The sequence below is a fragment of the Lawsonibacter sp. OA9 genome, from assembly GCF_022440585.1.
The window spans coordinates 2,076,329-2,100,383 of record NZ_JAKNTI010000022.1; the positions used below are offsets into that span (position 1 = coordinate 2,076,329).

The window sequence follows — 24,055 nt, forward strand, 5'->3', positions numbered from 1 at the left end:
TAATACAGTTCCTATCCTTCTTCTTCCAACCCCATACCCAGTTTTTTCCGCCGCTCACTTAAAAATTTTGGCTCTTTTTTGCTCCTCCTATTCCCCTTTCTTTCAAACTCGTGCTATAATGGTGCCAGGTCTAAAAGATATGGGCATTTTCCACAAATCTATGCTTGCGGGAGCTCTGCTCCCCAAAAGGAGGCGGCATTTATGAAGCTTATCTGGAACGGGCATTCCTGTTTCACCATTCAATCAGAGGATGGCACCCTGGTACTGGACCCCTATCAGGACGGCTCTGTGCCCGGTCTGAGCCCCCTGTCTCTGACGGCCGACCTGGTGCTGTGCAGCCATGAACACCGGGACCACGGGGCCAGGGAGACGGTAGCGCTCACCGGCCGCACCGCCGCTTTTCAAGTGGATCGGCTGGACACCTTCCACGACGATTCCCAAGGCAGCCAACGGGGGAAAAACACCATCCACATCCTCTCCTCCCAGGGACTGCGGGTGGCCCATCTAGGTGATTTGGGCTGCTTCCCCACTCCGGAGCAGATGGACCGGCTGATGGGGCTGGACGCTCTACTCCTCCCTGTGGGGGGCTATTACACCATCGACGCCCAGCAGGCCCATGAACTGGTCCGCGCGTTGAGGCCCCGTGTGGTGGTGCCTATGCATTACCGCTCCGACTCCTTTGGCTTTGATGTCATCGCCCGGCTGGAGGATTTTCTGGACCTGTGTGACCACGTGGTCCGCTATGATGGCAACACCCTGGAGCTGACCTGTGACACCCCCGCCCAGACCGCTGTGCTGACCTATCAGGCGGGAAAATAGACCGGCTCCCATTCCCCGCATACCATAAACCAATGACTGGAGGTCTTTCCCATGTCTCACACTGTCGAGATCCTTTCCGTAGGCACCGAGCTGCTTCTCGGCAACATCGCCAACACCGACGCCCAGACGCTCTCTCAAGGGTTAAGCGAGTTAGGGCTTAACGTCTACTACCACACAGTAGTGGGCGACAATCCTCAGCGGGCCCGGGAGGCGGTGGCTATCGCCAAGAAGCGGGCGGATATCATCATCACCACCGGCGGGCTGGGCCCCACCTGCGACGACTTGACTAAGAACGTGCTGGCCGAGGCGTTTGGTAAAAAGCTCGTCTTTGACGAGCCCTCTGCGGAGCGTATCCGCTCCTACTTTGCCAAGACGAAACGGCCCATGACGGACAACAATCTGCAGCAGGCCATGCTGCCAGAGGGCTGCACCGTCCTGGCCAACGACTGGGGGACTGCCCCCGGCTGCGCCTTTCAGGCCGAAGGGGTCCATGTCATCATGCTCCCTGGCCCCCCCAGCGAGTGCCGCCCCATGTTTCAATACCGGGCAAAGCCCTATCTCCAATCCCTGTCCGAGGGCGTCATCGCCTCCCACACGCTGAAGCTGTTTGGCATCGGTGAGTCAGCGATGGAGGCCCAGCTCCGGGATCAGATGAACGCGATGTCCAACCCCACCCTGGCCCCCTACGCCAAGGAGGGGGAGTGCGAGCTCCGGGTCACCGCCAAGGCCCCCACCGACGCCGAGGCACAGGCCCTGCTGAAGCCTACGGTGGAACAGGTGAAGGCCCTCTTCGGCTCTAAGGTCTACGGGGTGGATGTGTCCTCTTTGGAGGAGGTGGTCGAGGGGCTGCTGCGGGAGAAGGGAATGACCATCGGCGTGGCCGAGAGCTGCACCGGCGGGCTGATGGCCAAACGGCTGACCGATGTGGCTGGAGCCTCCCAAGTCTTTCTGGGTGGCATCGTGTCCTACACCAACCAGGTGAAGGCAGGGATGCTCCATGTGCCCCAGCACCTGTTGGACCAGTTTGGGGCCGTGTCCCCCGAGGTGGCGCTGGCCATGGCAGAGGGGGCCCGGAAAGCCCTGGGGTGCGACATCGCTCTTGCCACCACCGGAGTTGCCGGGCCGGACAAGGACGATTGGGACAACGAGGTGGGCACCATGTTCGTGGCCATCGCCACCCCGGACGGCACCCATGTGCGTCCCTTGAAGCTGGGCAGCCGCCCGGTCCGGGCCCGGCTGCGTACCCAGACCGCCCATCACGCCTTCGATCTGGCCCGGCGGTATCTCACCGGCCTGCCCTATGAGGACGGAGCGGTCTGACAGAAAACGGGACAACAATGGACTGTCGAAAAAGTGGCTATGCCACTTTTTCGACAAACTGGGACGGGGCCTCTGTCTATGACAGAGGCCCCGTTTTCTTTAATCCTTCCGCAGGAAATACCGGACCATGGTCAGCCCCAGCAGGGCTATGATCCCCATATACACATAGAGCAAAAACTGCTCTGCTGTACCGATACCGCCGCCCCAGCTTTCTGTCACCGATCCGTCCCGGTACCGGCCGGTAATGTCATTTCCTTCCCTGTCCAGAAGGCGTATTTCCCGGACATCCAGCCAAAACACCTGATCCTGACCATCCCCGAATTCCCAGCCCAAGTCCCGGATCAATTCTTCCTGGTCATAAAGCCACAGGAAGTCAGGCTCCTCCAGGTCATAGGTCCGGGTGGTGGTCCACCGCTGGATCCCGTCCCAGCTTCCGCCCCAGAATTCCAGCTGGGCGGACAATATCTCCCGGCACCCATACCCGGCAATCATAAACTGTGTCCGGTCCGTCCCCAATCTACCGCAATATACTCCGGCGGTGTAAGGGGATGGAGAATAGGAGGCGCTGACCGGGCGGTATTTGCCAAATATCCCCCGCTTGAGCAGTACAATCCCATTTACATTATTCCTATTGTCCGCCTTGAAAAAAATTGCCAGTTGTCCTTCTATTTCCTGCCAGCCGCCCACATGGATCGGCGTTCCCTCCTGGACTCCCTTTGTATCCCGGCTGTCTGATGGACGGGATACATAATCCTCCACAGCGGCCAGCCGGCCGGCCTCGGTATTGGGATAGTGGAACTCCTGGTCATAGAGCCACCACATACACCACAGGGCCACCACCACTGACAGCGCGGCGGCCAGCAGCCTGGTCCGCTTCACCCGTTTCAGAAACTTCAGCGTCCCCTTTGGCGCCTTCTCCAGCGGCACCTGCGCCCGCATATCCTTCTCCAGCTCCCTGCAATTCTCACAGTCCTCCAGGTGCGCCCGCACCTGAGCGGAAGTTTCCTCCTCCGTCAGTCCCTCCAAATAGGCGGGCAGCAGGTCCCGCACCACACAGCAGTCCAAATTATTGCGACCGTTTTCCACCATATCCACCTCCCATCAGTTTGGCCAGTTCCTCCTTACCCCGGTAAAAGCGCACCCTGGCCCACACCTCGCTCTTTCCCAAAATGTCCCCGATCTCACGGAAGGAGAAATCGCCGGCCAGCCGAAGGTGGATCACCTCCCGTGTATCCCCGTCCAGCCGCTGCATGGCCCGGTACAGTGCCATACGGTCCTCCCTCCGCTCTGTCTCCTCCACTGGATCGTCAGAGGCAGCCAGGGTAGACAGCCGCTCCTCCTCCAGCGGAGCCGTCCTCTTCCGGCGCTCCAGTTCCTTGTACCACAGGCGCTTGGCGATGGCGCACAGCCAGACCTGGGGCGTGCTGTCCCCCCGAAAGGCATCCAGGTTCTTCAGTGCCTGATAGAAGGTCTCTTGGGTCAGTTCCTCCGCGGTATCCTGCTCCCCGGTGATGGAGAACAGATATCGGAACACCTGCCGGGCGTGCTGCTCGTACAGGTCCTCCCCCCTGTGTGCCATGGCCTTCACCTCCCTCTCTCTGACCGTTAGTTCCTTGTCAGGCCCTTTCGTTACAACATTTTACCCGTCTATAAAAAATACTTATTTTTCCATCTATTCGCGCAAAAGGTCGATTCCATCTTGCCTTTTGCCATGTCTATTGCTATAATCTAAAATATAACAATAAAAAACGCAACTGCTTTTTACAAGGTCGTACAGAGCCTCCCTCTGTGCGGCCTTCTATTCCCCAAACCAGTCTGGAAGGATGTGACAGTAAAATGCATCGGCTCGGGACCCGTCCCAAGCGGAGGGGCGATGTGGACATGACGCAGGGAAATGTGGCCCACCATTTAGTCATGTTCGCCCTCCCCCTTCTGGCGGGCAACATCTTTCAGCAATTTTACAACACCGTAGACACATGGGTAGTGGGCAACTTCGTCAGTAATGAGGCCTTCTCCGCCGTTGGTACCGTCACCCCCATCGTCAATATGCTCATCGGCTCCTTTATGGGCCTTGCCAGCGGGGCTGGCGTGGTCATCTCCCAATATTACGGCGCCAAACAGATGGAGCGGGTCAAGCAGGCCGTCCACACCTCCCTTGTCATGACTCTGGTGCTGGGCGTAATCATGACGGCTGCCGGCATCCTGCTCACCCCCTTCCTCCTGGGGCTGATGAAAACGCCCGCGGATGTCTTTCCAGAGGCCACGGCCTACCTCACCATCTATTTCTCAGGGGTGATGGGCCTGATGCTCTACAATATGGGAGCGGGCATCCTCCGGGCGGTGGGTGATTCCAAGCGCCCATTCTATTTTCTGGTGGCGGCGGCCGTGCTCAACATCGGCCTGGACCTACTGCTGGTCATTGTGTTCCATATGGGAGTAGAGGGCGTGGCCTACGCCACCATTATCTCCCAGGGCGTTTCCGCCCTGCTCACTCTGCTGCTCCTGGTCCGCACCAGCTCCTGCGTCAAGCTGGACTGGCGGGCCCTGCGGGCTACCCCCTTCATTTTGAAGCAGATTGCCCGCGTCGGCATCCCCGCTGCCCTGCAGATGGCCATAACCGCCTTTTCCAACGTATTCGTTCAGTCCTATATCAACTTCTTCCAGGCTGACTGCATGTCCGGCTGGACCGCTTATACGAAGATCGATCAGATCATGTTCCTGCCCATGCAGTCCCTGGCCCTGGCCGCCACCACCTTTGTGGGCCAGAATCTGGGCACCGGCCAACTGGACCGGGCCAAGGAGGGCACCCGGACCGCCTTTTGTCTCTCTTTGGGCATCACCGTAGCCCTCTCTGTTGTGACGTTCTGCGCCGCGCCCGCTCTGGTGGCCTTTTTCAACGATAAGCCGGAAGTGGTCTCTTACGGCACCCTCTTCCTGCGGGCCCTGGGTCCCTGCTATGTGCTGTGCTGTGTCAATCAGATCTATGCCGGCGCCCTTCGGGGGGCGGGCAAGAGTCAGGTCCCTATGTACATCATGCTCTTTTCCTTTGTGGTGTTCCGTCAGATCTATCTGTACGTCACAGCGAACTTCATCTCCAACACCGTCCTTCCTATCGCCATGAGTTATCCGGCTGGCTGGCTGATGTGCAGTGTGGTTACTCTGGTCTACTACCACCGGGTAGGTTTGGGCGGCAACCGTCTGGTAGACGACTCCGCCTCCATGCCGTCCCGTCCCTAGACCGCCAAAAGGCCCCGGCGCTCAACGAGCGCCGGGGCCTTTTCTTTTTTAGTCGTCCCAGTCCTTTTCGTATTCCAGGATCGCTCCGGAGGCTCCGTCGATGGTGTACTCATACTCCATGCCGCCGGACCGAAATTCCACCTCATACTCCAGCCGGCCGTCGTCATAGTCCCGCTCAGACCGCAAGCCGGCGACCTGGCTCTCGGACAGGCCGGCGTGCCCCAAGGCGGCAGACTTAGCCGCTTCCGAGCCGATATCCGTACTGGAGGCACTGGCGTGCTTCTCCGTATCATAGGCGACCACGGAGCCATCGACAGCGTCGATGGTATAGTCATATTCGGTGCTGCCTACCCAGAACTCCACCTCGTATTCCAGCCGCCCATCGTCCCAGTCCTGCTTCACCTTTACATCGGTGGCCTGGGACTCGCTGACACCGGCGTGTTTCAGCGCGGCGGACTTGGCCGCTTCTGCGCCCACATCTTGGGTGCCAGAGCCACCAGTGCCGGAACCGCTGTAATTCGGCGCCCGGTGGGTCTCCCGCTCCTGCTTCAGTACAGAGCCGTCGGCGGCGGCAATAGTATAGTCGTACTCGGTGGTATCCACCCAGAACTCCACTTCGTATTCCAACCGGCCATCATCCCAGTCCTGCTGGACCCGCAGCCCGCTGACCTGGCTCTCAGACACGCCGGCATGTTTCAGCGCCGCCTCCTTGGCCTTCTCCTGGCCAATATCACTGGAGCCGCTGCTGGGTTTCGTCCCGGCATCGCCGCTCTGCCCGCTGGCCAGAATATCCTTCTGGCCGCTCAGAACTTCTCCTGTCCAAGCGTCGATATGGTACTCAAACTCTCCCCTGGCTGTCTTAAGCTCCACCTCATAGTGGGGTACGCGGTCGTCCAACTCAGGATCTACATCGGCCACCACAGAGCTCACCGCCATCGTGCCCGCATATTCCTCCGCAGCGATGAACGCCGCCTCTTTTCCAATCGGCATCGCGGGGGCGCCGATCTTGGCCAGGTCCTTCAGCTCCTCCACAGAGAGCTGGGCCAGTTCTTCAAACTTTAAATCGCTGTTCAGCGCGATCACCTGGTTGACCAGACTGGCCTTTCCGGTGGAGATGTTATTTGCCTTCGCCTGCTGGTCCAGCTCCACACTGGCGTCCACTGTCTGGCTAAGGATAGACGCATTGGATGCCTGGGCCTGGAGGACTGCGTCCACGGCACCTGTCAGCTCCTGCTGGAGCTTGACCGCCCGTGCCTGGTCCTTATCCTCCACAGAAATCATGATGGCGGAGGAGATGCTGTCCAGATAACCGTTGCTCACCAGGGCACCGACGATGGCGTTCACCGCCACGTCCAGCTTTGTCCCCTTCAGGTCTGCCCCACCCCCCATACTGGACAGGACTGTACGGGCCTCCTCATTCAGGGGGGTGCAGGAGAGGACTTTCTCCCTTTTATTTACCTTCAACTCAATACTTGGATTCACATCCAGAGAAACAACAGAGGCCACAGCGTTTGCCTGATAATAAAACGCGCCGCCTCCGCCGCCAACCAGCGCCAGGGCCAGACAGGCAGCCATCAGATTGCGTATGGTCCTGCTTGGACGTTTCTTCGTCATAGGGATCACGGTTCCTTTCCGCGCCTCACAGCGGGAGAGCACCCCTTCCAGATCATCGGGGGCGGCAACGGACAGGGCCAGCTCCAGCCGGCGTTCCAGTTCCTTATCTGTCATCGGGCGTCATCTCCTTCCAGCCGTACTTTCAGCTTTTTCAGCGCTCTGTGATATTTGGACAGGACCGTGGCCAGAGGCAGCTCCAACAGCTGCGCGATCTCCCGGTGCTTCAGCCCAGTGACGGCGTGGAGCACCACGATCCGCCGCTCCTGCTCCTCCAGCGCCGCCAGGGCCGTCTGGAGCAGCTCCCGCTCCTCCGGGGAGAGGGCCGGACCCTCGGCCGGAATGGCGTCCCACTCCTCCTCGCTCAGATCCGCCTGACGTTCTCTCTGCCGCAAAGCCATCAGCGCCAGGTTCCGGGCCACCGCCAGGATCCACGCCATGGGCGAGCCCTGGGGGCGGTATTGGGGCGCCTTCTCCCAGATCCGAACAAAGGCGTCCTGGGTGAGATCCTGGGCGTCATGGGCGTTTTTCACATAGGACAAAGTGATACCATATACCGCCGTACGGGTACGGTGGTACAGCTCTGCCAGAGCCTCCCGGCTGCCGGCGGCTATCTCGATCAGCAGCCTGTCCAGCGCCTCCCGGTCCTCTTTGCCCGTTCCTTCCGTTGTCTGTGCCATAAGCAGCATCAGCATGGGCCATTTCTCCTGTCATTCAAGTAATGCACAAGCCGCTCGTTTTATTGCGCGGTGGAAAAAGTTTTTTTGACACCTACCTAGCGTTTGAGTTTAAACCTTTTTTCTAAAAAAAACAAGAGCCGCTTCGGCGGCTCTTGGCCAATTTTTATTTTATCCCTCCGGCTGGAGCCCAGCTTTTTTCAGCCGGTTCCGGAGCATCGGTCCTACCGCAATAGCCACTACCATCTTGACCAGGTCCCCGGGGATAAAGGGGAATACGCACATGGTCAGGGCGGGCAGCAGATCGCTTTCCGCCTGGAAGCAGAACCAGGCCGTGCCAAAGGCATAGCACAGGGCGGTGGCTCCAATCATTCCGGCCAGCTGTACGCCCCGGTTCCGGAATTTATCGATCACAAGGCCGGCGATCACCGCCATGGGGATGAAACCGACGATATAGCCGCCCGTTGGGCCGGCCAGCTTGGCCAGGCCGCCGGAGTACCCGGAGAACACAGGCATTCCCACCATGCCGATGAGCACATAGACCAAATAGCTGACGGTACCCCGTTTCCAGCCCAGAACATACAGCGTGATGTAAATGGCAAAATTCGTAAAGGAGATGGGCACCGGCCCCACGGGAATGGAAAGGGGGCCCAGGACGCAGATGACGGCAGCCATAACCGCGGTCATCGCCAGCGGATAAACTTTATTCCTTGTTTTGGTTTCCATATTTTCTCTCCCTATCTACCGTTCTAATTGATAGCCAAGCCGGATAGCCATTTCCATATCTCCCGCCACGCTGGTGCCAGTGGTGGTCAGCATATCCCCGGTAATCGCGGCATTGGCCCCAGAGCGAAACAGCGCCTCGCCCCCATCGGGAAATCGACCCCGGCCGGCCGCCATACGGATCCAGGCGGTGGGATTTATGTACCGGAACAGGGCCACCGCCCGCAGCACATCCTCCTGGGAGATCGGCTCGACCTGCTCCAGTGGAGTGCCTGGGATGGGGGTGAGCAGATTCAGCGGGATGGAGTCTACCTCCAGCTCCGCCAGGCTCAACGCCATATCGATGCGGTCCTCCCAGCTCTCTCCCATTCCTAAGATCCCCCCGGAGCACACCTGAAGTCCCGCCTCCTTGGCTCGGAGGATGTTGTCTATCTTATCCTGATAAGTATGGCTGGTGCATATCATGGGGAAATATCTACGGGAGGTCTCCAGATTGGCGTGGAAGCGGGTCACACCGGCCTCCTTCAGCGCCTTGAGCTCCTCCAGGGTCTGTAGACCGTGGGAGGCGCACAGGGCCAGACCCGTCTCCTTCCGCAGCCGGCGGTAGGCCGCCAGACCGCGCTCCAGCTCCTGGCCGTGGAGGTCCCGGCCGGCCGTCACAATGGAGTACCAGTGGACGCCGGCAGCCTCGTTTCGCTTTCCCTCGGCCAAAATATCCTCTTCCGGCAGGAAGGGGTACTCCTTCACATGGGTGTTATGGTGGCAGGATTGGGCGCAGAATTTGCAGTCCTCCCCGCACCGGCCGCTTCGGCCATTGATGATCGTACAAAAATCAAAGCGGTCGCCGCACAGCTCTCTCCGAATGGTGTCCGCTCCCGCCCGCAGTTCTTCCAGGTCCGCTGTCAAGAGTTGGGACAGATCGTCCGACCAGTTCAGGCGGCGGCCTGATCGGATCTCCTCAGCTAGTTTTTTCACTTTGATCCCCCCAGATTGTAAACCATTTTCATTGTTTAGTATACGTCTTTCCCCCGCAGTCTGTCAACCGAAAATTTTTTTAGTTGACGATTTGCGTATTTCGCCTTTCGACAACATCCGCCCTTGTAAATCTATTCTCTTTTGGGTATAATTTCTTTCACGTGTTTTCCATGGATGAAAGGAGTCTCCTATGATCAAACAAAACCGATGGTTGTGCCTGTTTCTGGCCTTCCTTCTATTCGCCGGACCGGCTCTGCCTGCTCAGGCCGCGGAAGCGGACTTTGCCTCCTTCCTGATCGACGGGGATGAGATGGACTTTCCCCAGCGCCCCCTGCATATCCAGCTCTACCAGAGAGATCAAACCGGGACGTTTGTTCCCTCCGACCAGGTAGTCGGAAGTTTCCCCCTTAATCGCACCGCAGGGAACACCACCTTTTATATCCAGCTCCATGCTGACGGGGTACAGGTGACAGTGGACTACCTGACCGACGCGAACAGTGATGGTGTCTATGAACTGTTAGACGGACAGGATGATCCCATCTGTGACGTAGTCACCGCCGACGGCCGGCTGACCGCCTGGGACGGGGTGGATCACAGGCTGGAGGAGGGCCAGATCTTTGCCCTCCCCGCCGATCTGCTGGCCAGCCGGGGGCAGGCTGTCCTCCAAGGCCGGCTGGCGGCAGGTCAGGAGGATGTGGACCCGGACCATCTGATCTACCTGCTCTCCCTTTCCTATGTTCCTGCCGGCGGGGGCGAGCCCCAGACGCTCCACTATTACCTCCAGCTGTTCCAGTCGGTGATCATCCCCTCCGATGTGCCCGTTGGCTCCTGGTACTACGAGGCTGTGGAATATGGTCTGGCCCAGGGCTTTTTCTCCGGCACCGGCGAGGACTCCTTCTCCCCCCAGGGCACGGTCACACGGGCCCAACTGGCCCAGATTCTGTGGCGCTTGGGCGGCTCTGAAGAAGGGCGGGAAGTTTCCTTCACCGACGTTTCCTCCGGAGATTGGTTCCTTGACGCCGCCTGCTGGTGCGCCCAGGAGGGAGTCATGTCCGGTGTAGGCGACCAGCGGTTTGGCCCGAACCAGGTACTCAGCCGGGAGCAGTTAGCCCTGATCCTGTACCAATACGCCCGCAGGACCGGGCTCCAGATGGAGGGTGGGCAGTCTTTGGCGCTCTTTACCGACGGTCCCTCTACCTCCTCCTGGGCACGGGAGGCCCTGGGCTGGGCTGTGGACCATCAGCTGCTGTCCGGTTATGAGGATGGTTCCCTCCATCCCGGACAGGGCGTCACCCGTGCGGAACTGGCTGTGGCTCTGTATCGCTTCTGTCAGGATCTCCTGGAGCTTTGACCTTTCCCATAACGGACCTGGCCGGTTTTCCGGCCGGGTCCGTGCTCTTTTTTCCCTGTGTGGTTAAAGGCTGGAATATTTGTCCAAACTATCCATACAATGGTCCACAGGAAGAAATGAAAGGAGCGTGGCTATATGGCGTTTTCTCTGTCCCGCCGCCGGTGTGATAGCGCACAGGAGTTGGAGCGGCAGGAGCTGGTGGCCTCCTTGGCCCATACCCGCACCCTCATCAATCAGGCCTACGGGGGGTTTAATACAGCCAGCGACGGGGACCTCATCGAGTCCTATGTTTTTGAGATCAATGCCCTCCAGGCGCGGTACAACTACCTGCTGCGCCGGGTCAAGCAGCTGGAGGGGGTTTCATGACAGGATTGCCGGGATTCGCAGCCTGGGGGCTGGCCGGACTGCTGGTCTGCACCGCCCTGTTGATCCTCCGCCGCCCTGTGGCCCAGCTGATCCGTCTGATTCTGCGCTCCTCAGTGGGACTGGCCGCCCTGGCCCTGTTTTCCCAGGTTGGTCAGGCATTGGGCGTGACTTTGGGGGTCAACCTGGTCAATGCCCTGGTGCTGGGGCTGCTGGGCGTACCTGGCTTCGGCCTGCTGCTGATGCTCCAGTGGGTGCTAAAATAGATGGCCTGACCAGGCTTTATATAGCCGCCTTTCACACTGCCGCCCGGCTTTTCTGGGCGGCAGTTCTTGTCGTTTTCAGAAAATATTTATATAATTGATTATATTCTTCTTTTTCTCTTGACTGTAAAGGGACTTCATACTTTACACTGGTCCCATCTAAGCCATTCATTTTCAGGAAGGAGACAGCTATGACCATCAAAGAAATAGAAGACCGCACCGGGCTGCCTCGGGCCAATATCCGGTTCTATGAGTCCCAGGGCCTGATCGCCCCAAGCCGTGGGGAAAACGGTTATCGGGACTACTCCCAGGAGGACTGTCAGACTCTGCTGAAAATCAAGCTGCTGCGGAAGCTGGACTGCTCCCTGGAGGACATCCGGTCCCTCCAAGCGGGAGAACGATCCCTGGATCAGCTCCTGGAGCAGAGGCTGGCCCAGCTGGAGGGCAGATACGCCGAGCTGGAACAGGCCAAGGCCCTGTGCCAGAAGCTGCGGGAGGACCGGGCGGACTGGTCCTCCATGGACCCGGCCCGCTATCTCTCCTGGGCCCCTTCCACCCCAGCGGATGAGGTGGCCGACATCCGCTTCCGCATCCCCTGGCGGCGGTATTTCGCACGTTCCCTGGACCTGCTGCTGTATGGCACTCTGTGGAGCGTACTGCTTGCTCTGGTCTTTCGGATCAACATCCTCTGGCGGGGCCCTTTGGGGGATCTGCTGGATACGGCGGCCACCCTGACCCTTATGGCGGCGCTGGAGCCCCTGTTCCTCCACCGCTGGGGGACCACCCCAGGCAAGGCCCTTTTCCGGCTGAAGCTCACCCGGTCAGACGGCAGCTATCTCTCCCTCCAGGAGGGCTTTCGGCGGACCTTGTCGGTAATCATTATGGGGCTGGGTCTGACCATCACGCTTTCCATTCTCGCCCTCATCCCTCTTGTGACTCTGATCCTGGGCTACGTCCGCTGCAAAAAGGGGCGGGAGCAGCCCTGGGCCCTGGAGGACGAGGCCTGGTCCGACGGTACCGACGGCACTCAGGGCTTCTGGGATCAGCCCCGCTCCGGACGCCGCGCGGCAGCCTATCCGGGCATCTACGCGCTCTGTGTGGCCCTCCTTATGGGCGCCGCTCTGTTTGCCGCTATCCCCCGGCACCATGGCGCCCTGACCCCGGAGGAATTTGCCGCCAACTACAACCATCTAGCCACCTTTGCCTCCGCCCCCGAGGAGCCCGGCTATATGCTCCAGCCAGACGGCTCCTGGCTCCGGACGGACCCAAACAGCTTCCCCATCTTTCTCTTTGGCTCCGGCCCTCTGGATATGGACATCCAAAGCCAGCAGGGGGCGGTCACCGGTCTGTCCTTCTCCATGGAGAACCGGGAGCAGGGCGGCGTCCGTTCCCTTTCCACCACTCAGGTATGGCACACGGTGAACGCCCTGCTGGGTCACGGCGAACTGCTGGCCCACCCCTCCCTGAAACCGGTGCTGTCCGCCCTGAAGGAACCCCGTCCCGGCACCCAGAGCTGGACTGTGGACGGCTGGCAGCTCACCCTGGAGCTAGAATTGAAGGGGTATGACAGCCACAAGGGCCAGTTGGTTTCCCTGCCGGGCCAGGAGCAGTATGTCCGATATGACTTCTCCATTCGGCAAATCTAAGAAAAGAGATCGTTTCCTGGCCCCTTTTCCCTGTTCAGCCATTGACACTCCCTTTTCAGTTGTCTATAATTAAAAGTTGCCCCGGTCCCTTCTGCGGAGCGGGGCAATTTTTTATAGGAAAGGGGCTCTTCAAATGAGCGACCAGCGTGTTTACAACTTCTCCGCCGGCCCGTCTATGCTTCCACTGTCCGCACTGGAGCGCGCCGGGTCAGAAATCACCAACTACCGGGGGTCCGGTATGTCTGTGATGGAGATGAGTCACCGGTCAAAAGTTTTCATCCAGATCTTTGAGGAGACCCAGGAGAAACTGCGCCGGATCATGAACGTCCCCCAGGGATATAAGGTCCTGTTTCTCCAGACAGGCGCCTCCGGCCAGTTCTCCATGATCCCCTTGAACCTCATTGGAAAGACGGGAAAGGCCGACTACGCCGTCACCGGCAACTTCTCCAACCTGGCTTACAAGGAAGCCCAGAAGTACGGCCAGATCCATCTGGCCGCCTCCAGCGAGGACCGGGACCACAGCTACATCCCCGCCCAGAGCCAGTTGAAGCTGGACCCAGAGGCCAGCTATTTTTACTACTGCGCCAACAACACCATTTATGGCACCGAGTGGCAATATGTCCCTGACACCGGCAGCGTGCCCCTGGTGTGTGATATGTCCTCCGACATCCTGTCCATGCCGGTGGATGTATCCAAATTCGGCCTTATCTATGCTGGGGCACAGAAAAACATGGCCCCTGCCGGCCTCACTGTGGTCATCATCAAGGAGGAGTTAGCCGGGCATGAGTTGCCCTATACCCCCCTTATCATGAACTACAAGACCATGATCGACAAGGATTCCATGTACAATACACCCCCCTGCTGGTGCATCTATATGCTGGGCCTCACTCTGGACTGGGTGGAGGAGAACGGCGGACTGGCCGGTATGGAGAAGCTGAAGTGGCAGCGGGCCAATATGCTCTATGACACGCTGGACAACTCCAAGCTGTTCCGGTGTCACGGGGAAAAGGGCTCCCGCTCCGGCATGAACGTCACCTTCCGCACCGGCAGCGAGGAACTGGACGCCAAGTTCGTTTCCCAGGCGGCCCAGGCCGGCTTTGTCAATCTGAAGGGCCACCGGAAGACCGGCGGGATGCGGGCTTCTATCTATAACGCTATGCCCGTCGAAGGCGTGGAAAAGCTCTGCGACTTTATCAAGGCCTTCGATAAAGCGAACTGACGGGGCCCCCATAGGAGCCCCGCGCAGTGGGTCCCATGGGGAGAGGAGGCGCAAGGAATCGCAGCGAGGAATACCTGCCAGAGCGTCCCGAGCGAAGCGAACTTTGCGCCAACCACAACGCCAAGCCTGTGGAGGGCGTTGAAAAGCTGTGCGATTTTATCCAGGCGTTTGACCGGAAGGACCGACGCGGCCGACATGGCCGCTCCTATAACATAAAATAAGGTGATCGTATGTACCGTATTAAGACTTTGAACAAAATCTCTTCCGCCGGGCTGGACCAGCTGGACAAAAGCCGCTTCCAGATTGGAACGGAAGTGGAGAACGAGGATGGCATCCTGGTCCGCTCCGCCCCCATGCAGGACTATTCCTTCCCCCCCGCCCTCCGGGCCATCGCCCGGGCGGGCGCCGGGACCAATAACATCCCCATCGACCGCTGCTCCGAGAACGGCATCGTGGTGTTCAACACCCCCGGCGCAAACGCCAACGCGGTGAAAGAGCTGGTCATCGCCGCCATGCTCATCGCCTCCCGGGATATTCTGGGAGGGGCGGACTGGGTCCAGGAGCAGGCCCACACCCCTAAGGTGGATGTGGCCGCCGCTGTGGAGAAGGGCAAATCCGCCTTTGTGGGGCCAGAGCTCTACCGCAAGACCCTGGGCGTTATCGGCTTGGGCGCCATCGGCGCCCTGGTGTGCAACATCGCCCTGGACCTGGGGATGGATGTATACGGCTATGACCCCTTCCTATCTGTGGACGCGGCCCTCCGGCTGGACCGCCATGTCCATGTGGTCAAGGACGTGAATGAGTTGTACCGGGTGTCTGACTACATCACCATTCACGTCCCCTATAACAACAACACCAAGGACTTTATCAACGCCGAGGCCATTTCCAAAATGAAGGGCCAGGTGCGCGTCCTCAATCTGGCCCGCGGCGGCCTGGTCAATGACGAGGATATGATCGCCGCCCTGGAATCCGGCCGGGTCGCCAAATATGTCACAGACTTCCCGGACGAGCGGATTACCACGGTAAAGAACGTCATCGCCCTGCCCCACCTGGGGGCTTCCACCCCAGAGAGCGAGGAGAACTGCGCTGTCATGGCCGCCCGCCAACTCCAGGATTATCTGGTCAACGGCAACATCACCAACTCGGTGAACCTGCCCAACGTGTCACAGGAGTGGAGCGGCATCGCCCGGCTGTGCCTGATCCATAAGAACGTGCCCGCCATGCTGACCCAGATCATGTCCACCCTTTCTGACGACCGCATCAACGTGGAAAACATGACGAATAAGTCCAGAAAGGACTATGCCTACACCATCGTAGATGTGAACACCCGGCTGACTGACGAAGTGGCGGATGAGCTGCGGGCCATCCCCAATATGATCCGTGTCCGGGTGCTGAACCACTGATGCGGCCCCATATCCAGTACAACTCCCCGGTGGTCCTCACCTTCGCCCTCCTCTCCCTCGGCGCTCTGGCCCTGGGGTGGGCCACCGGTGGCTGGACCACCCTGCATCTGTTCTGTGTCTATCGTTCTCCCCTGTCTGACCCCCTGACCTATGTGCGTCTGGTGGGCCATGTGCTGGGCCATTCCGGCTATGCCCACTACTTGAGCAACATGATGCTCCTGCTGGTGGTGGGCCCTCCCCTGGAGGAAAAGTACGGCTCCCGCCGCCTGCTCCTGTGCATCCTGGTCACGGCCCTTATCTCCGGGCTGGTCCAGTTTTTGTGTTTTCCTAAGACAGCTCTGCTTGGGGCCAGCGGCATCGTATTCATGCTGATCCTGCTCTCCTCCCTGTCCGGTATGCGGGCGGGGGCTATCCCTCTGACCCTTATTCTGGTGGCCGTCCTCTATTTGGGAGGCGAGGTGGTTGACGCCATCACCCTCCGGGACAACGTATCCCAGCTCACCCATGTGGTGGGCGGGCTGTGCGGGGCCTGCCTAGGCTTTGCCATGAGCCGGAGGCCATAACGATATCCATAAAAAAGCTCTCTGTCAGATAGGTTTGACAGAGAGCTTCTTTTTATATGGCCTGAGCCTGACCCAATGCCGCTGGCTGCTGCACTGCGGTCTGGGCGTCACTCTCCAGGCGGCGGTGGCTAGCCGCCTCCTGGATAATCCAGTTCCGCCGCTTCCAGTAGACCACCATGGTGACCAGGGGCGGAAACAGGTCGGACACCGTCTCCGCGAAGAAAGCGGCGGTAGCGCCAAAGACTGCTGGCAGCAGGAACAGGGCGGTGAAGTACACGCCCTTGCGGAGCAGAGACAGGGGCAGAGACCACTGCATCATCCCCATGCCGGTGAACCCGTCGATCAAGGTGTACTGGAAGGCCAGTGGGATGAGGCCAATGGTGCATATCTTGATGGCCTGGACCGCCAGAGCGGACACCTGGAGGTCGGGAGTGAAAATGTGGGTAAAGGGGGCGCACAGGAACTGGCCCACCAGGAACAGCACGGTGGTAAAGGCCAGACAGAGGGCCAGGATGTACTTCTGGGCCTCCAGAATGCGGTCGGGGCGGCCAGCTCCAAAGTTATAGCCCAGAATGGAGCCGGTAGAGCCGGTGATCCCCGCCATGGGCATGGTGATAATAAGCATGAAGGACTGGGCGATGGTAGCGGCGGCTACCAGCATATCTCCCTGCTCCGGTCCGCCGTAGTTCTGGAGAACAGCGTTCAGCGCGATAATCATCACATTGTCCAGCGCAATGATGAGGAAGGGAGCCAGCCCAGTGAGCAGGACCCTGGAGATGATCTTCCGGCTGTATCCCCCGAAGGTGATGCGCACCTGGGGTACAGGGCCAAAGAGAAAATGGAGGACAAACAGGCAACTGCCCAGTTGGCTGATTACAGTGGCGATGGCCGCTCCACGTACCCCCATGTTCAGCCCAAAGATGAACACTGGGTCCAGGGCGATGTTGAGCACCGCCCCAAGCATCACCGACTGCATCCCCTTCTTGGCAAAGCCCTGGCAGATGACAAACTGGTTCATTCCGTTGGCCAGCAAGGCGAATACCGTGCCGAACAGGTAGTAGGTGTAATAGTCCAGAGCATAGGGCAGGGTGGTCTCACTGGCTCCGAAAAGCAGGAGCAGAGGCCGCCTGGTCAACAGGGCACCGGCCATCAGGAGCACCGCCAGCACGTTAAGCAGGAGAAAGCAGTTTGCCAGTATCTTTCTGGCCTGGGCCAGGTTACCCTCGCCCATTCGAATGGACATCAGGGGGGAACCGCCGACCCCTACCAAAAAGGCCACGGAGCCGATCATGGTGACCACGGGACCACAGACGCCGGCCCCCGCCAGGGCCAGGTTGCCGATCTCCGGGATATTCCCGATGTAGATGCGGTCCACAATGCTGTACAGCACACTGACAAATTGGGCCAGCATACTGGGAATCGCAATATTCAGGACCAGCTTTCGGATGGGATCGCGGCCCAGATCATTTTCCAGTTTCACGTTCTTCGCCTCTCCACACACTTTTTCTAAGTCTTCTCTAGGCGCTGGCAATTATAGCACCGGCCTCTCTCCTTGTAAATTAGGCAAAACCATAGCATTTCCCGCTTTTTTTCCAGAAAACTGGCCAAAATGCTTAATGGCGGAGGCCGGATGTCTCCCATGCTCCGCCTTCCGCCATACCACTGCCAAAAAATTTTTTACCCGCCCTATTGACAACAGCTTTCTATTGTTATATTGTATATGTAGTATATATACAGAAAACACAAAATAACAGTGCGTCAGAGGGCGGGCGCTGGACCTGGTACCGGCCGGCAGCTCTCCCCTCTCTCCACTGTTAGAAGGGGCATGAGATGGACATCATTCTAAGTAATTCCAGCGTCAAACCCATTTACGAGCAGATCACCGACCAGGTGAAGGAGCAAATCATGGCCGGAACCCTGTCGGCGGGGGATGCCCTGCCCTCTATGCGCCTGCTGGCTAAGGAGCTCCGTATCTCCGTCATCACCACCAAGCGGGCCTACGAGGAGCTGGAACGAGATGGCTTTTTGGAGAACGTCCCAGGCAAGGGCTGCTTCGTGGCGCCCCAAAACCGGGAGCTGCTGCGGGAGGCCCAGCTCCGCCGGGTGGAGGAGAAGCTTACCCAGGCGGTGGAGGAGGCCCGGAAGGGAGCCTTCTCTCTCGATGAGCTCCATGAGCTATTGAATATTCTGTATAAAGGTGACGAATTATGACAAATAGTATTGAAGTGCAAGGGCTCCGCAAGTCCTATGGCGATTTTTCTCTGCGGGATATCAACCTGACCGTTCCCGGAGGGGCCATCATGGGCCTCATTGGCGAGAATGGGGCAGGCAAGACCACTACCATCAAATGTATTTTGAACCTGATCCGCCGGGACGAGGGGACCATCACCCTCCTGGGCCACGACAACCAGAGGGAGGAGCGGGCCGCCAAGCTGGAGATTGGCGTGGTGCTGGACGAATGCTTTTTCCACGACTCCCTCCGCCCCCGGGACATCGATTTGATCCTCTCCCGGATATATCAAGGTTGGGACAGCGCCCTCTACCAGCGTTATCTGTCCAAATTCCAGCTGCCGGAGCGCAAATTCGTCAAGGAATTCTCCCGCGGGATGAAGATGAAGCTGTCCCTGGCTGCCGCCCTGTCCCACCGCCCCAAGCTGCTGATCTTGGATGAGGCCACCTCCGGTCTGGATCCCATTGTCCGGGATGAAATTCTGGACGAGTTTCTCGGATTTATCCAGGACGATGACCATGCCATCCTCATCTCCAGCCACATCACCAGCGACCTGGAGAAGGCAGCTGATTACATCACCTATATCCACCAGGGGCAGGTGGTCCTGTCCGACGCCAAGGATCGTATTCTGGACAATTACGGTCGTCTGGCCTGCACCGCCGCACAGCTGAACTCTGTGGCCCCAGACGATTTGATCCGGGTACGCCGCAGCTCCTACGGCTGCGAGGGCCTGGTGGCCGACCGGGCCGCCTTCCGCCGCCGGTATCCAGAACTGCTGGTGGAGCGGACCACGCTGGAAGACATCATGCTATTCATCGCAAAGGGGGAAGCACAATGACCGGACTGGTTCTAAAAGATATGCTCGTGATGCGAAAGACCCTTAAGACTTATGTGCTGTTTCTGGCCTTTTACCTGCTGCTGGCCGTGATTGGACTCTTTCCCATCTCCACCATCACCGCCGTCACTCAAATCATTATCATGATGCTGCCCCTGTCCGCCTTCTCCTTCGACGAACTGGCCAAGTGGGACCGGTACGCCCTCACTTTCCCCACTGGCCGGAGGAGTCTGGTGGGCGCGCGCTACCTGTTCACCCTGGTGATGGCCGCCGCCGCAACCCTCTACTCCCTGGTGGCCTGCGTGGTCCTGTCCATTGGGAAAGGGCAGAGCGCCATGGCCGAAAACCTGTTGAGCCTGATGGTATCTCTGGGGCTGGGACTCATCATCGCTGATATTCTCCTCCCCCTGTGCTATAAATTGGGGGTGGAACGGGCCCGCCCCTATATGTATATCGTCATTTTCGCCCCCCTGCTCCTGTTCTTCGGCGCCTACAAGTTGGGGCTCTTCGAGGGCATCGACCTCTCCTCTCTGGACCGGATGCCGGAGAGCACTGTTCTGGCCGTGGGCTCCCTACTCCCTCTGATCCCACTCCTGGGACTTGGGCTATCCTACCTCATCTCCTGCCGTATCATGGAACAGAAGGAGTTTTGATATGAAAACCGGGGTCCTGATGGTATGGACGGGCTGCCTGGTATCCATCACCCTGTCTGTCCTGCATTTCGCCTGGATCGCTACCGCCGTGGAGCGGGTGCTGGTCCTGGCACTGCTGGCTCTGGCCGGAGCTTTCGCTCTGGCCCATCGGAGATAAGGAGGAACCTCTATGCCAAAAATTATGCCCCTGATCTGGGCTGGCCGCGCCGTAGCTGTCACCCTGGTGGCGCTCGCCTTTACGGACACCATCCCCAGTGGAAGTTTTCTGTTCTGGCTCCTCTTTGCCCTGGCCGCCGGCCTTGTCCTCCTTGGCGGCGGCTGGCGAAAGCGCCGGTGATTTACATTTTCTCCCTCCCATGCTATAATAGTAAAAAATGATTGAGGGAGTGTGACCGCTATGACCACTAAAGAAGCCATCCGGGAATTGGAGCACATGAAGCAGTATGCCACCGCCAAGTCTATCCCTGCTCTAGACCTTGCCATCAAGGCACTGCAGGAAAAGCTGGAGTGTGAAAAGGTCTAGCTCCCCAGATGTGAAGGCCGGACAGGAATCGGGAAAGGCAAAATCGGGAACGCACAACGTCCCCAGCAGGATTTGAAATCATTGAGAATCTTTCTTCTCCTGCCGCATCTAAACAAAGACGGAGCAGAAGCGACGCTTCTGCTCCGTCTTTGTTTATTTTATTTCTGCTTTCGGTCTGGATATCCCGCCGTTTTACCTCAGGCGCTCCTCCGAGCATTCTTTACGAAAAACAGGAAGCCCAGCATTAGGACGATGCCAACCGGCAGAGCGATGATACCGGGTAGGCCGAAGTAAGCCAACGCACCGGCTACCACATAGGAAATGCCGGCAATAACCGCGCAGGAGATTGCATAAGGCAACTGGGTGGACACATGGTTGACATGGTCACACTGGGCACCGGCGGAGGCCATGATGGTGGTGTCGGAGATGGGGGAACAGTGGTCTCCGCACACCGCGCCGGCCATACAGGCGGAGATGCAGATGATGGCCAGAGGGTTGTCCATGGAAAATACGTTCTGGACAATGGGGATCAGGATGCCGAAGGTACCCCAGCTGGTGCCGGTGGCAAAGGCCAGCAGACAGCCCACCACGAATACGATGACGGGCAGCAGCATCTGCAGGCCCTGGGCGCTGCGGACGAAGTCACGGACAAAGTACTTGGCGCCCAGTGAATCGGTCATGCTCTTCAGGGTCCAGGCAAAGGTGAGAATGAGGATGGCGGGCACCATGGCCTTGAAGCCCTCAGGAATACAGCCCATCATCTCCTTGAAGGTCATGGAGCGGCGGACGAAGAAGTAGATCAGGGCGAACAGCAGGCCAAAGGCGGAGCCCAGCATCAGGCCGATAGAGGCATCAGAGTTGGAGAAGGCGTCCACAAAATTCTCCCCGGAGAAGAATCCGCCGGAGTAGATCATGCCGATGACGCAGCAGACCACCAGCACCACGATGGGCAGCACCAGGTCCATCACAGTACCCTTGGTGTCGTCGATCTCCTCATCCATCATGGCATAGGGGTTGGAGCCGGAGAACAGGTCGCCGTTCTCTACGGCGTTCTTCTCGAATTTGGCCATGGGGCCGAAGTCTACCTTCATCAGCACCAGGCCCAGCATCATCACAATGGTGAGCAGGGCATAGAAGTTATAGGGGATGGCCCGAATAAACAGATTGAGGCCCTGACCGTCCTCGGCGAAGCCGGACACGGCGGCTGCCCAGGAGGAGATGGGCGCGATGATACATACCGGCGCGGCGGTGGCATCGATGATATAGGCCAGCTTGGCCCGGGACACGTTGTGCTTGTCGGTGATGGGCCGCATGACGCTGCCCACGGTTAAGCAGTTGAAGTAGTCGTCAATGAAGATCAGGCAGCCCAACAGGATGGATGCCAGTTGGGCACCGACCCGGGACTTGATGTTCTTCTTGGCCCACCGGCCGAAGGCGGCCGAACCGCCTGCCTTATTCATGAGACACACCATAGTGCCCAGAATGACCAGGAAGATGAGAATGCCCACATTGTAGCTGTCTGACAGGGAGGCCACGATACCGCCGCTGAACACGTGATTCAGCGTCCCCTCAAAGGAGAAATTGGAGTACAGCAGGCCGCCCACCAGGATTCCAATGAACAGGGAGGAGTACACCTCCTTGGTAATCAGGGCCAGGGCGATGGCGATGACCGGGGGCAGCAGGGACAGGGCGGTGTTGTAGGAGCTGCTGGGGGACTGGATATACCCCTCACCCCCACAGGTGGGACACACAAAGGTGCCGCCGCAGGCCTCACATTCAGCGTCAGTGCCCAGGCATACGGAACACCCGCCCGTAAGGCCGCAGTCGGGACACTCGATCATCTTGGTGCCCGATATCTCGGTGGGGTCGTCCGCCAGCACGGCAAAGCTGGTGGTGGCCAGGGCCAGCACCATCATCACCATGATGATCAGGCGCACAGGCCAGGATCTTCTCGTTCTCATTTCTTTTCCCTCCACATGATTCTCTCTCCGGGGCCGCAGCCCCCCGCGCAAACAAAAAAGCCACAGGCACGTCAAGCGCCCATGGCAAAGCCGGACGTCCCCAGGCGGACCCCAGGGACCTTCGGATAGCGCTCCACTTGTTCGTGACAGTCCGCAGGATATTCTCCTGCGGCCCAGGTTCGCCTCTCCAGGCAGAGAAGCCAGCCTTCGGCGGTACACCCTCTCCTGGGGACGGCTGCCTGGCCCTGTCCCACAGTACGCATGAGTACCGCGCCTCTATCCACTATTCATTTGGAATTGCAAGTATCCTACCACGGCCCTTCACTATTGTCAAGCCTCTTTCGAAAAAAAGCCCCTTCTTTTTCAATTTTCTATCAATCCATCATAAAAAAGGTGAAAGTGCCGGTGGCCACCACTACATCCTGGTCGTTGGTGAGCACCACCTGGATCACAGACAGGGTGCGGCCCATCTTCTTGGGCGTGGCTACACAGAATATCTTTTTTCCAGAGGCGGGGCGCAAAAATTCCATAGTGCTTCCCGCGGTGACGCAGACGCCGCCCTTGGAACAGGCGCAGCATCCCCCCACCGTATCGGCCAGGGTGGCCATTGCCCCTCCGTGGACATTCTTATGGGGATTGATGCTGTTAGGTCCCACCACCAGCTCCCCCTTGGCATAACCGGGCTCCACATGGGTCACGGTGATGCCGTTCTCATAGGAAAACTGGTGCGGCGTATTGACTGTGCGGAATATAAAATCGGTCCTCTCCTGGTCAGTCATGGAACCGCTCCTTTGCTCGTTGTCAGGGGACAGTGTATCACAAAAACATCTGTGGGGCAAGGCTGACGGGAAAAATTTCACCGATTTTCCCCCAAACGCATAGATTGGTAAGAACTCATACCCAAGGAGGAATCGCCATGGAAAAAAACTCGAACCCTGCCGCCCTGACTCCCCAGGGCGTGGACCAGGAGGCGTTTGACCGGGTATGGCGCCGTGTGATGCCCGATCAAGCGCAGAGCCCCATCGCCATAGGGCGGGCGGAAGTAGATGAGATCGCCCCCGCCGAAACCGCCCCCCAAGACCAGTGCGAGGCCGCGCCGGTCCCAGCCGAGACCCCGGTACAGCCCGCCGCTTCTCCTACGCCCCCTCCCCCGTCCCGCAGCAAAGCGGAGGAGGAACCCCCCTTCTGCCTCGGCAGCCAGTCCCAGGGGGAGGAACAGACGCTCGCCTCTCTCATGGACCTGGCCAAAGAAGGGGTCTTCATTGCCCAGGCCCTGGTCCGCAGGGGCGGAAGCTGCTCCAGGTCACTGAGCTGTCTGGCTGCCGACCACCGGCGGGCCCTGCGCCAGCTCTCTGCCGCCTACTTTCTCATCACCGGTCAGCGTTACCACCCACCGACTCCCTCTGTGGTCATTAACGCCTCTCTCCCCCTGGCCCTACGGGATCAGTTCGTCTGGGAGCAGCGATGGGAGCGGGCCAATCAGCAGGCCGCTGAGACCACCTCGGATGCCTGTCTCAAGGAATTATACCAGGAACTTGCCCAAGACGGGGTCCTCCATGCCGCCACCATTCGCTCACTGCTGGAACAGATGGGTTGACTGTTTTCTCAGCTTTGGGGTAAACTGGACAGGAAGGTGGGCGGCAGGGCCAGACCGCACGCGCCTCCGCCATCCTCCACATATCG

The 24,055-nt window shown here is 59.0% G+C and carries 27 protein-coding genes and 1 riboswitch; of the genes, 18 read left to right on the plus strand and 9 right to left on the minus strand.

Annotated elements, in window-relative coordinates:
• Positions 1-201 precede the first annotated feature (201 nt).
• The gene (locus MCG44_RS11250; RefSeq protein ID WP_186851908.1) at positions 202-819 is read left to right on the plus strand and encodes an MBL fold metallo-hydrolase; all 618 of its coding nucleotides are present in this window, start codon (positions 202-204) and stop codon (positions 817-819) included.
• Between the two features lie 51 nt (positions 820-870).
• Positions 871-2,139, plus strand: a complete 1,269-nt coding sequence (locus MCG44_RS11255) for a competence/damage-inducible protein A (protein WP_186851907.1) — start codon at positions 871-873, stop codon at positions 2,137-2,139.
• 99 nt (positions 2,140-2,238) lie between these two features.
• On the opposite strand, the gene MCG44_RS11260 is transcribed toward MCG44_RS11255, so the two are convergent.
• Together MCG44_RS11260 and MCG44_RS11265 are read right to left on the minus strand one after the other, a co-directional pair.
• Entirely contained in the window at positions 2,239-3,228 is a 990-nt protein-coding gene (locus MCG44_RS11260) for a zf-HC2 domain-containing protein (protein ID WP_240288296.1), read from the minus strand.
• Complete coding sequence (locus MCG44_RS11265; protein WP_147571612.1) at positions 3,206-3,718, minus strand: RNA polymerase sigma factor; 513 nt, start codon at positions 3,716-3,718, stop codon at positions 3,206-3,208. The genes MCG44_RS11260 and MCG44_RS11265 overlap by 23 nt, the downstream gene beginning before the upstream one ends.
• A 257-nt stretch (positions 3,719-3,975) precedes the next feature.
• Between MCG44_RS11265 and MCG44_RS11270 the strand changes: the two genes are divergently transcribed.
• On the plus strand, positions 3,976-5,376 hold the full coding sequence (locus MCG44_RS11270; protein ID WP_186851905.1) for an MATE family efflux transporter: 1,401 nt from the start codon (positions 3,976-3,978) through the stop codon (positions 5,374-5,376).
• A 48-nt stretch (positions 5,377-5,424) separates the two neighbouring features.
• Here the strand turns inward: MCG44_RS11270 and MCG44_RS11275 are convergent, their stop codons facing one another.
• The 4 genes from MCG44_RS11275 to bioB all read right to left on the minus strand — a co-directional run bounded on the left by MCG44_RS11275 (position 5,425) and on the right by bioB (position 9,362).
• On the minus strand, positions 5,425-7,104 hold the full coding sequence (locus MCG44_RS11275) for a PepSY domain-containing protein (protein WP_240288298.1): 1,680 nt from the start codon (positions 7,102-7,104) through the stop codon (positions 5,425-5,427).
• Positions 7,101-7,682: an RNA polymerase sigma factor gene (locus MCG44_RS11280; RefSeq protein ID WP_240288300.1), complete on the minus strand. Its 582-nt coding sequence runs from the start codon at positions 7,680-7,682 to the stop codon at positions 7,101-7,103. Before MCG44_RS11280 ends, MCG44_RS11275 begins: the two co-directional genes overlap by 4 nt.
• 153 nt (positions 7,683-7,835) lie before the next feature.
• Entirely contained in the window at positions 7,836-8,390 is a 555-nt protein-coding gene (locus tag MCG44_RS11285; protein ID WP_147571619.1) for a biotin transporter BioY, read from the minus strand.
• A gap of 15 nt (positions 8,391-8,405) precedes the next feature.
• A complete protein-coding gene (gene bioB / locus MCG44_RS11290) occupies positions 8,406-9,362 on the minus strand; it encodes a biotin synthase BioB (RefSeq protein WP_240288302.1) in 957 nt (318 codons plus the stop codon).
• A 190-nt stretch (positions 9,363-9,552) separates the two neighbouring features.
• Here bioB and MCG44_RS11295 point away from each other — a divergent pair, with 190 nt between their 5' ends.
• The 8 genes from MCG44_RS11295 to MCG44_RS11330 all read left to right on the plus strand — a co-directional run bounded on the left by MCG44_RS11295 (position 9,553) and on the right by MCG44_RS11330 (position 16,170).
• Positions 9,553-10,713 carry an S-layer homology domain-containing protein gene (locus tag MCG44_RS11295; protein WP_240288304.1) on the plus strand — a complete coding sequence of 387 codons (1,161 nt, stop codon included), beginning with the start codon at positions 9,553-9,555 and terminating at the stop codon, positions 10,711-10,713.
• Between the two features lie 135 nt (positions 10,714-10,848).
• On the plus strand, positions 10,849-11,079 hold the full coding sequence (locus MCG44_RS11300; protein ID WP_147571622.1) for a DUF2508 family protein: 231 nt from the start codon (positions 10,849-10,851) through the stop codon (positions 11,077-11,079).
• Positions 11,076-11,342, plus strand: a complete 267-nt coding sequence (locus MCG44_RS11305; RefSeq protein ID WP_147571623.1) for a pro-sigmaK processing inhibitor BofA family protein — start codon at positions 11,076-11,078, stop codon at positions 11,340-11,342. Before MCG44_RS11300 ends, MCG44_RS11305 begins: the two co-directional genes overlap by 4 nt.
• A gap of 188 nt (positions 11,343-11,530) precedes the next feature.
• Positions 11,531-12,985, plus strand: a complete 1,455-nt coding sequence (locus tag MCG44_RS11310) for a MerR family transcriptional regulator (RefSeq protein ID WP_240288306.1) — start codon at positions 11,531-11,533, stop codon at positions 12,983-12,985.
• Positions 12,986-13,118: 133 nt separating this feature from the next.
• Positions 13,119-14,204, plus strand: coding sequence for a 3-phosphoserine/phosphohydroxythreonine transaminase (serC, locus tag MCG44_RS11315; RefSeq protein WP_240288308.1), 1,086 nt, complete (start codon positions 13,119-13,121; stop codon positions 14,202-14,204).
• A gap of 26 nt (positions 14,205-14,230) precedes the next feature.
• Positions 14,231-14,425 (plus strand): hypothetical protein, encoded by a 195-nt coding sequence (locus tag MCG44_RS11320; RefSeq protein WP_147571626.1) that lies wholly within the window; start codon positions 14,231-14,233, stop codon positions 14,423-14,425.
• Between the two features lie 9 nt (positions 14,426-14,434).
• A complete protein-coding gene (locus tag MCG44_RS11325) occupies positions 14,435-15,607 on the plus strand; it encodes a phosphoglycerate dehydrogenase (protein ID WP_147571627.1) in 1,173 nt (390 codons plus the stop codon).
• Positions 15,607-16,170 (plus strand): rhomboid family intramembrane serine protease, encoded by a 564-nt coding sequence (locus tag MCG44_RS11330; protein WP_147571628.1) that lies wholly within the window; start codon positions 15,607-15,609, stop codon positions 16,168-16,170. The genes MCG44_RS11325 and MCG44_RS11330 overlap by 1 nt, the downstream gene beginning before the upstream one ends.
• A gap of 52 nt (positions 16,171-16,222) precedes the next feature.
• Here the strand turns inward: MCG44_RS11330 and MCG44_RS11335 are convergent, their stop codons facing one another.
• On the minus strand, positions 16,223-17,650 hold the full coding sequence (locus tag MCG44_RS11335) for an MATE family efflux transporter (protein ID WP_147571629.1): 1,428 nt from the start codon (positions 17,648-17,650) through the stop codon (positions 16,223-16,225).
• 350 nt (positions 17,651-18,000) lie between these two features.
• Here MCG44_RS11335 and MCG44_RS11340 point away from each other — a divergent pair, with 350 nt between their 5' ends.
• Genes MCG44_RS11340 through MCG44_RS14945 form a run of 6 tightly spaced genes read left to right on the plus strand, consistent with a single transcriptional unit; the run spans position 18,001 to position 20,411 of the window.
• A complete protein-coding gene (locus MCG44_RS11340) occupies positions 18,001-18,381 on the plus strand; it encodes a GntR family transcriptional regulator (RefSeq protein WP_186851901.1) in 381 nt (126 codons plus the stop codon).
• The gene (locus MCG44_RS11345; protein ID WP_240288310.1) at positions 18,378-19,238 is read left to right on the plus strand and encodes an ABC transporter ATP-binding protein; all 861 of its coding nucleotides are present in this window, start codon (positions 18,378-18,380) and stop codon (positions 19,236-19,238) included. The genes MCG44_RS11340 and MCG44_RS11345 overlap by 4 nt, the downstream gene beginning before the upstream one ends.
• Positions 19,235-19,888, plus strand: coding sequence for an ABC-2 transporter permease (locus MCG44_RS11350; RefSeq protein WP_147571632.1), 654 nt, complete (start codon positions 19,235-19,237; stop codon positions 19,886-19,888). The genes MCG44_RS11345 and MCG44_RS11350 overlap by 4 nt, the downstream gene beginning before the upstream one ends.
• Before the next feature lies 1 nt (position 19,889).
• A complete protein-coding gene (locus MCG44_RS11355; RefSeq protein ID WP_186851899.1) occupies positions 19,890-20,045 on the plus strand; it encodes a hypothetical protein in 156 nt (51 codons plus the stop codon).
• A 12-nt stretch (positions 20,046-20,057) separates the two neighbouring features.
• Positions 20,058-20,225: a hypothetical protein gene (locus tag MCG44_RS11360; RefSeq protein ID WP_240288312.1), complete on the plus strand. Its 168-nt coding sequence runs from the start codon at positions 20,058-20,060 to the stop codon at positions 20,223-20,225.
• Positions 20,226-20,285: 60 nt separating this feature from the next.
• Complete coding sequence (locus MCG44_RS14945) at positions 20,286-20,411, plus strand: hypothetical protein (RefSeq protein ID WP_262669713.1); 126 nt, start codon at positions 20,286-20,288, stop codon at positions 20,409-20,411.
• 197 nt (positions 20,412-20,608) lie between these two features.
• Here the strand turns inward: MCG44_RS14945 and MCG44_RS11365 are convergent, their stop codons facing one another.
• A complete protein-coding gene (locus MCG44_RS11365; protein ID WP_240288314.1) occupies positions 20,609-22,372 on the minus strand; it encodes a Na+/H+ antiporter NhaC family protein in 1,764 nt (587 codons plus the stop codon).
• Between the two features lie 118 nt (positions 22,373-22,490).
• A riboswitch (Lysine riboswitch) is annotated at positions 22,491-22,659 on the minus strand.
• 87 nt (positions 22,660-22,746) lie between these two features.
• On the minus strand, positions 22,747-23,151 hold the full coding sequence (locus MCG44_RS11370) for a PaaI family thioesterase (protein ID WP_240288316.1): 405 nt from the start codon (positions 23,149-23,151) through the stop codon (positions 22,747-22,749).
• A 137-nt stretch (positions 23,152-23,288) separates the two neighbouring features.
• Here MCG44_RS11370 and MCG44_RS11375 point away from each other — a divergent pair, with 137 nt between their 5' ends.
• Positions 23,289-23,969 carry a rubrerythrin gene (locus tag MCG44_RS11375; protein WP_240288318.1) on the plus strand — a complete coding sequence of 227 codons (681 nt, stop codon included), beginning with the start codon at positions 23,289-23,291 and terminating at the stop codon, positions 23,967-23,969.
• Positions 23,970-24,055: the final 86 nt, after the last annotated feature.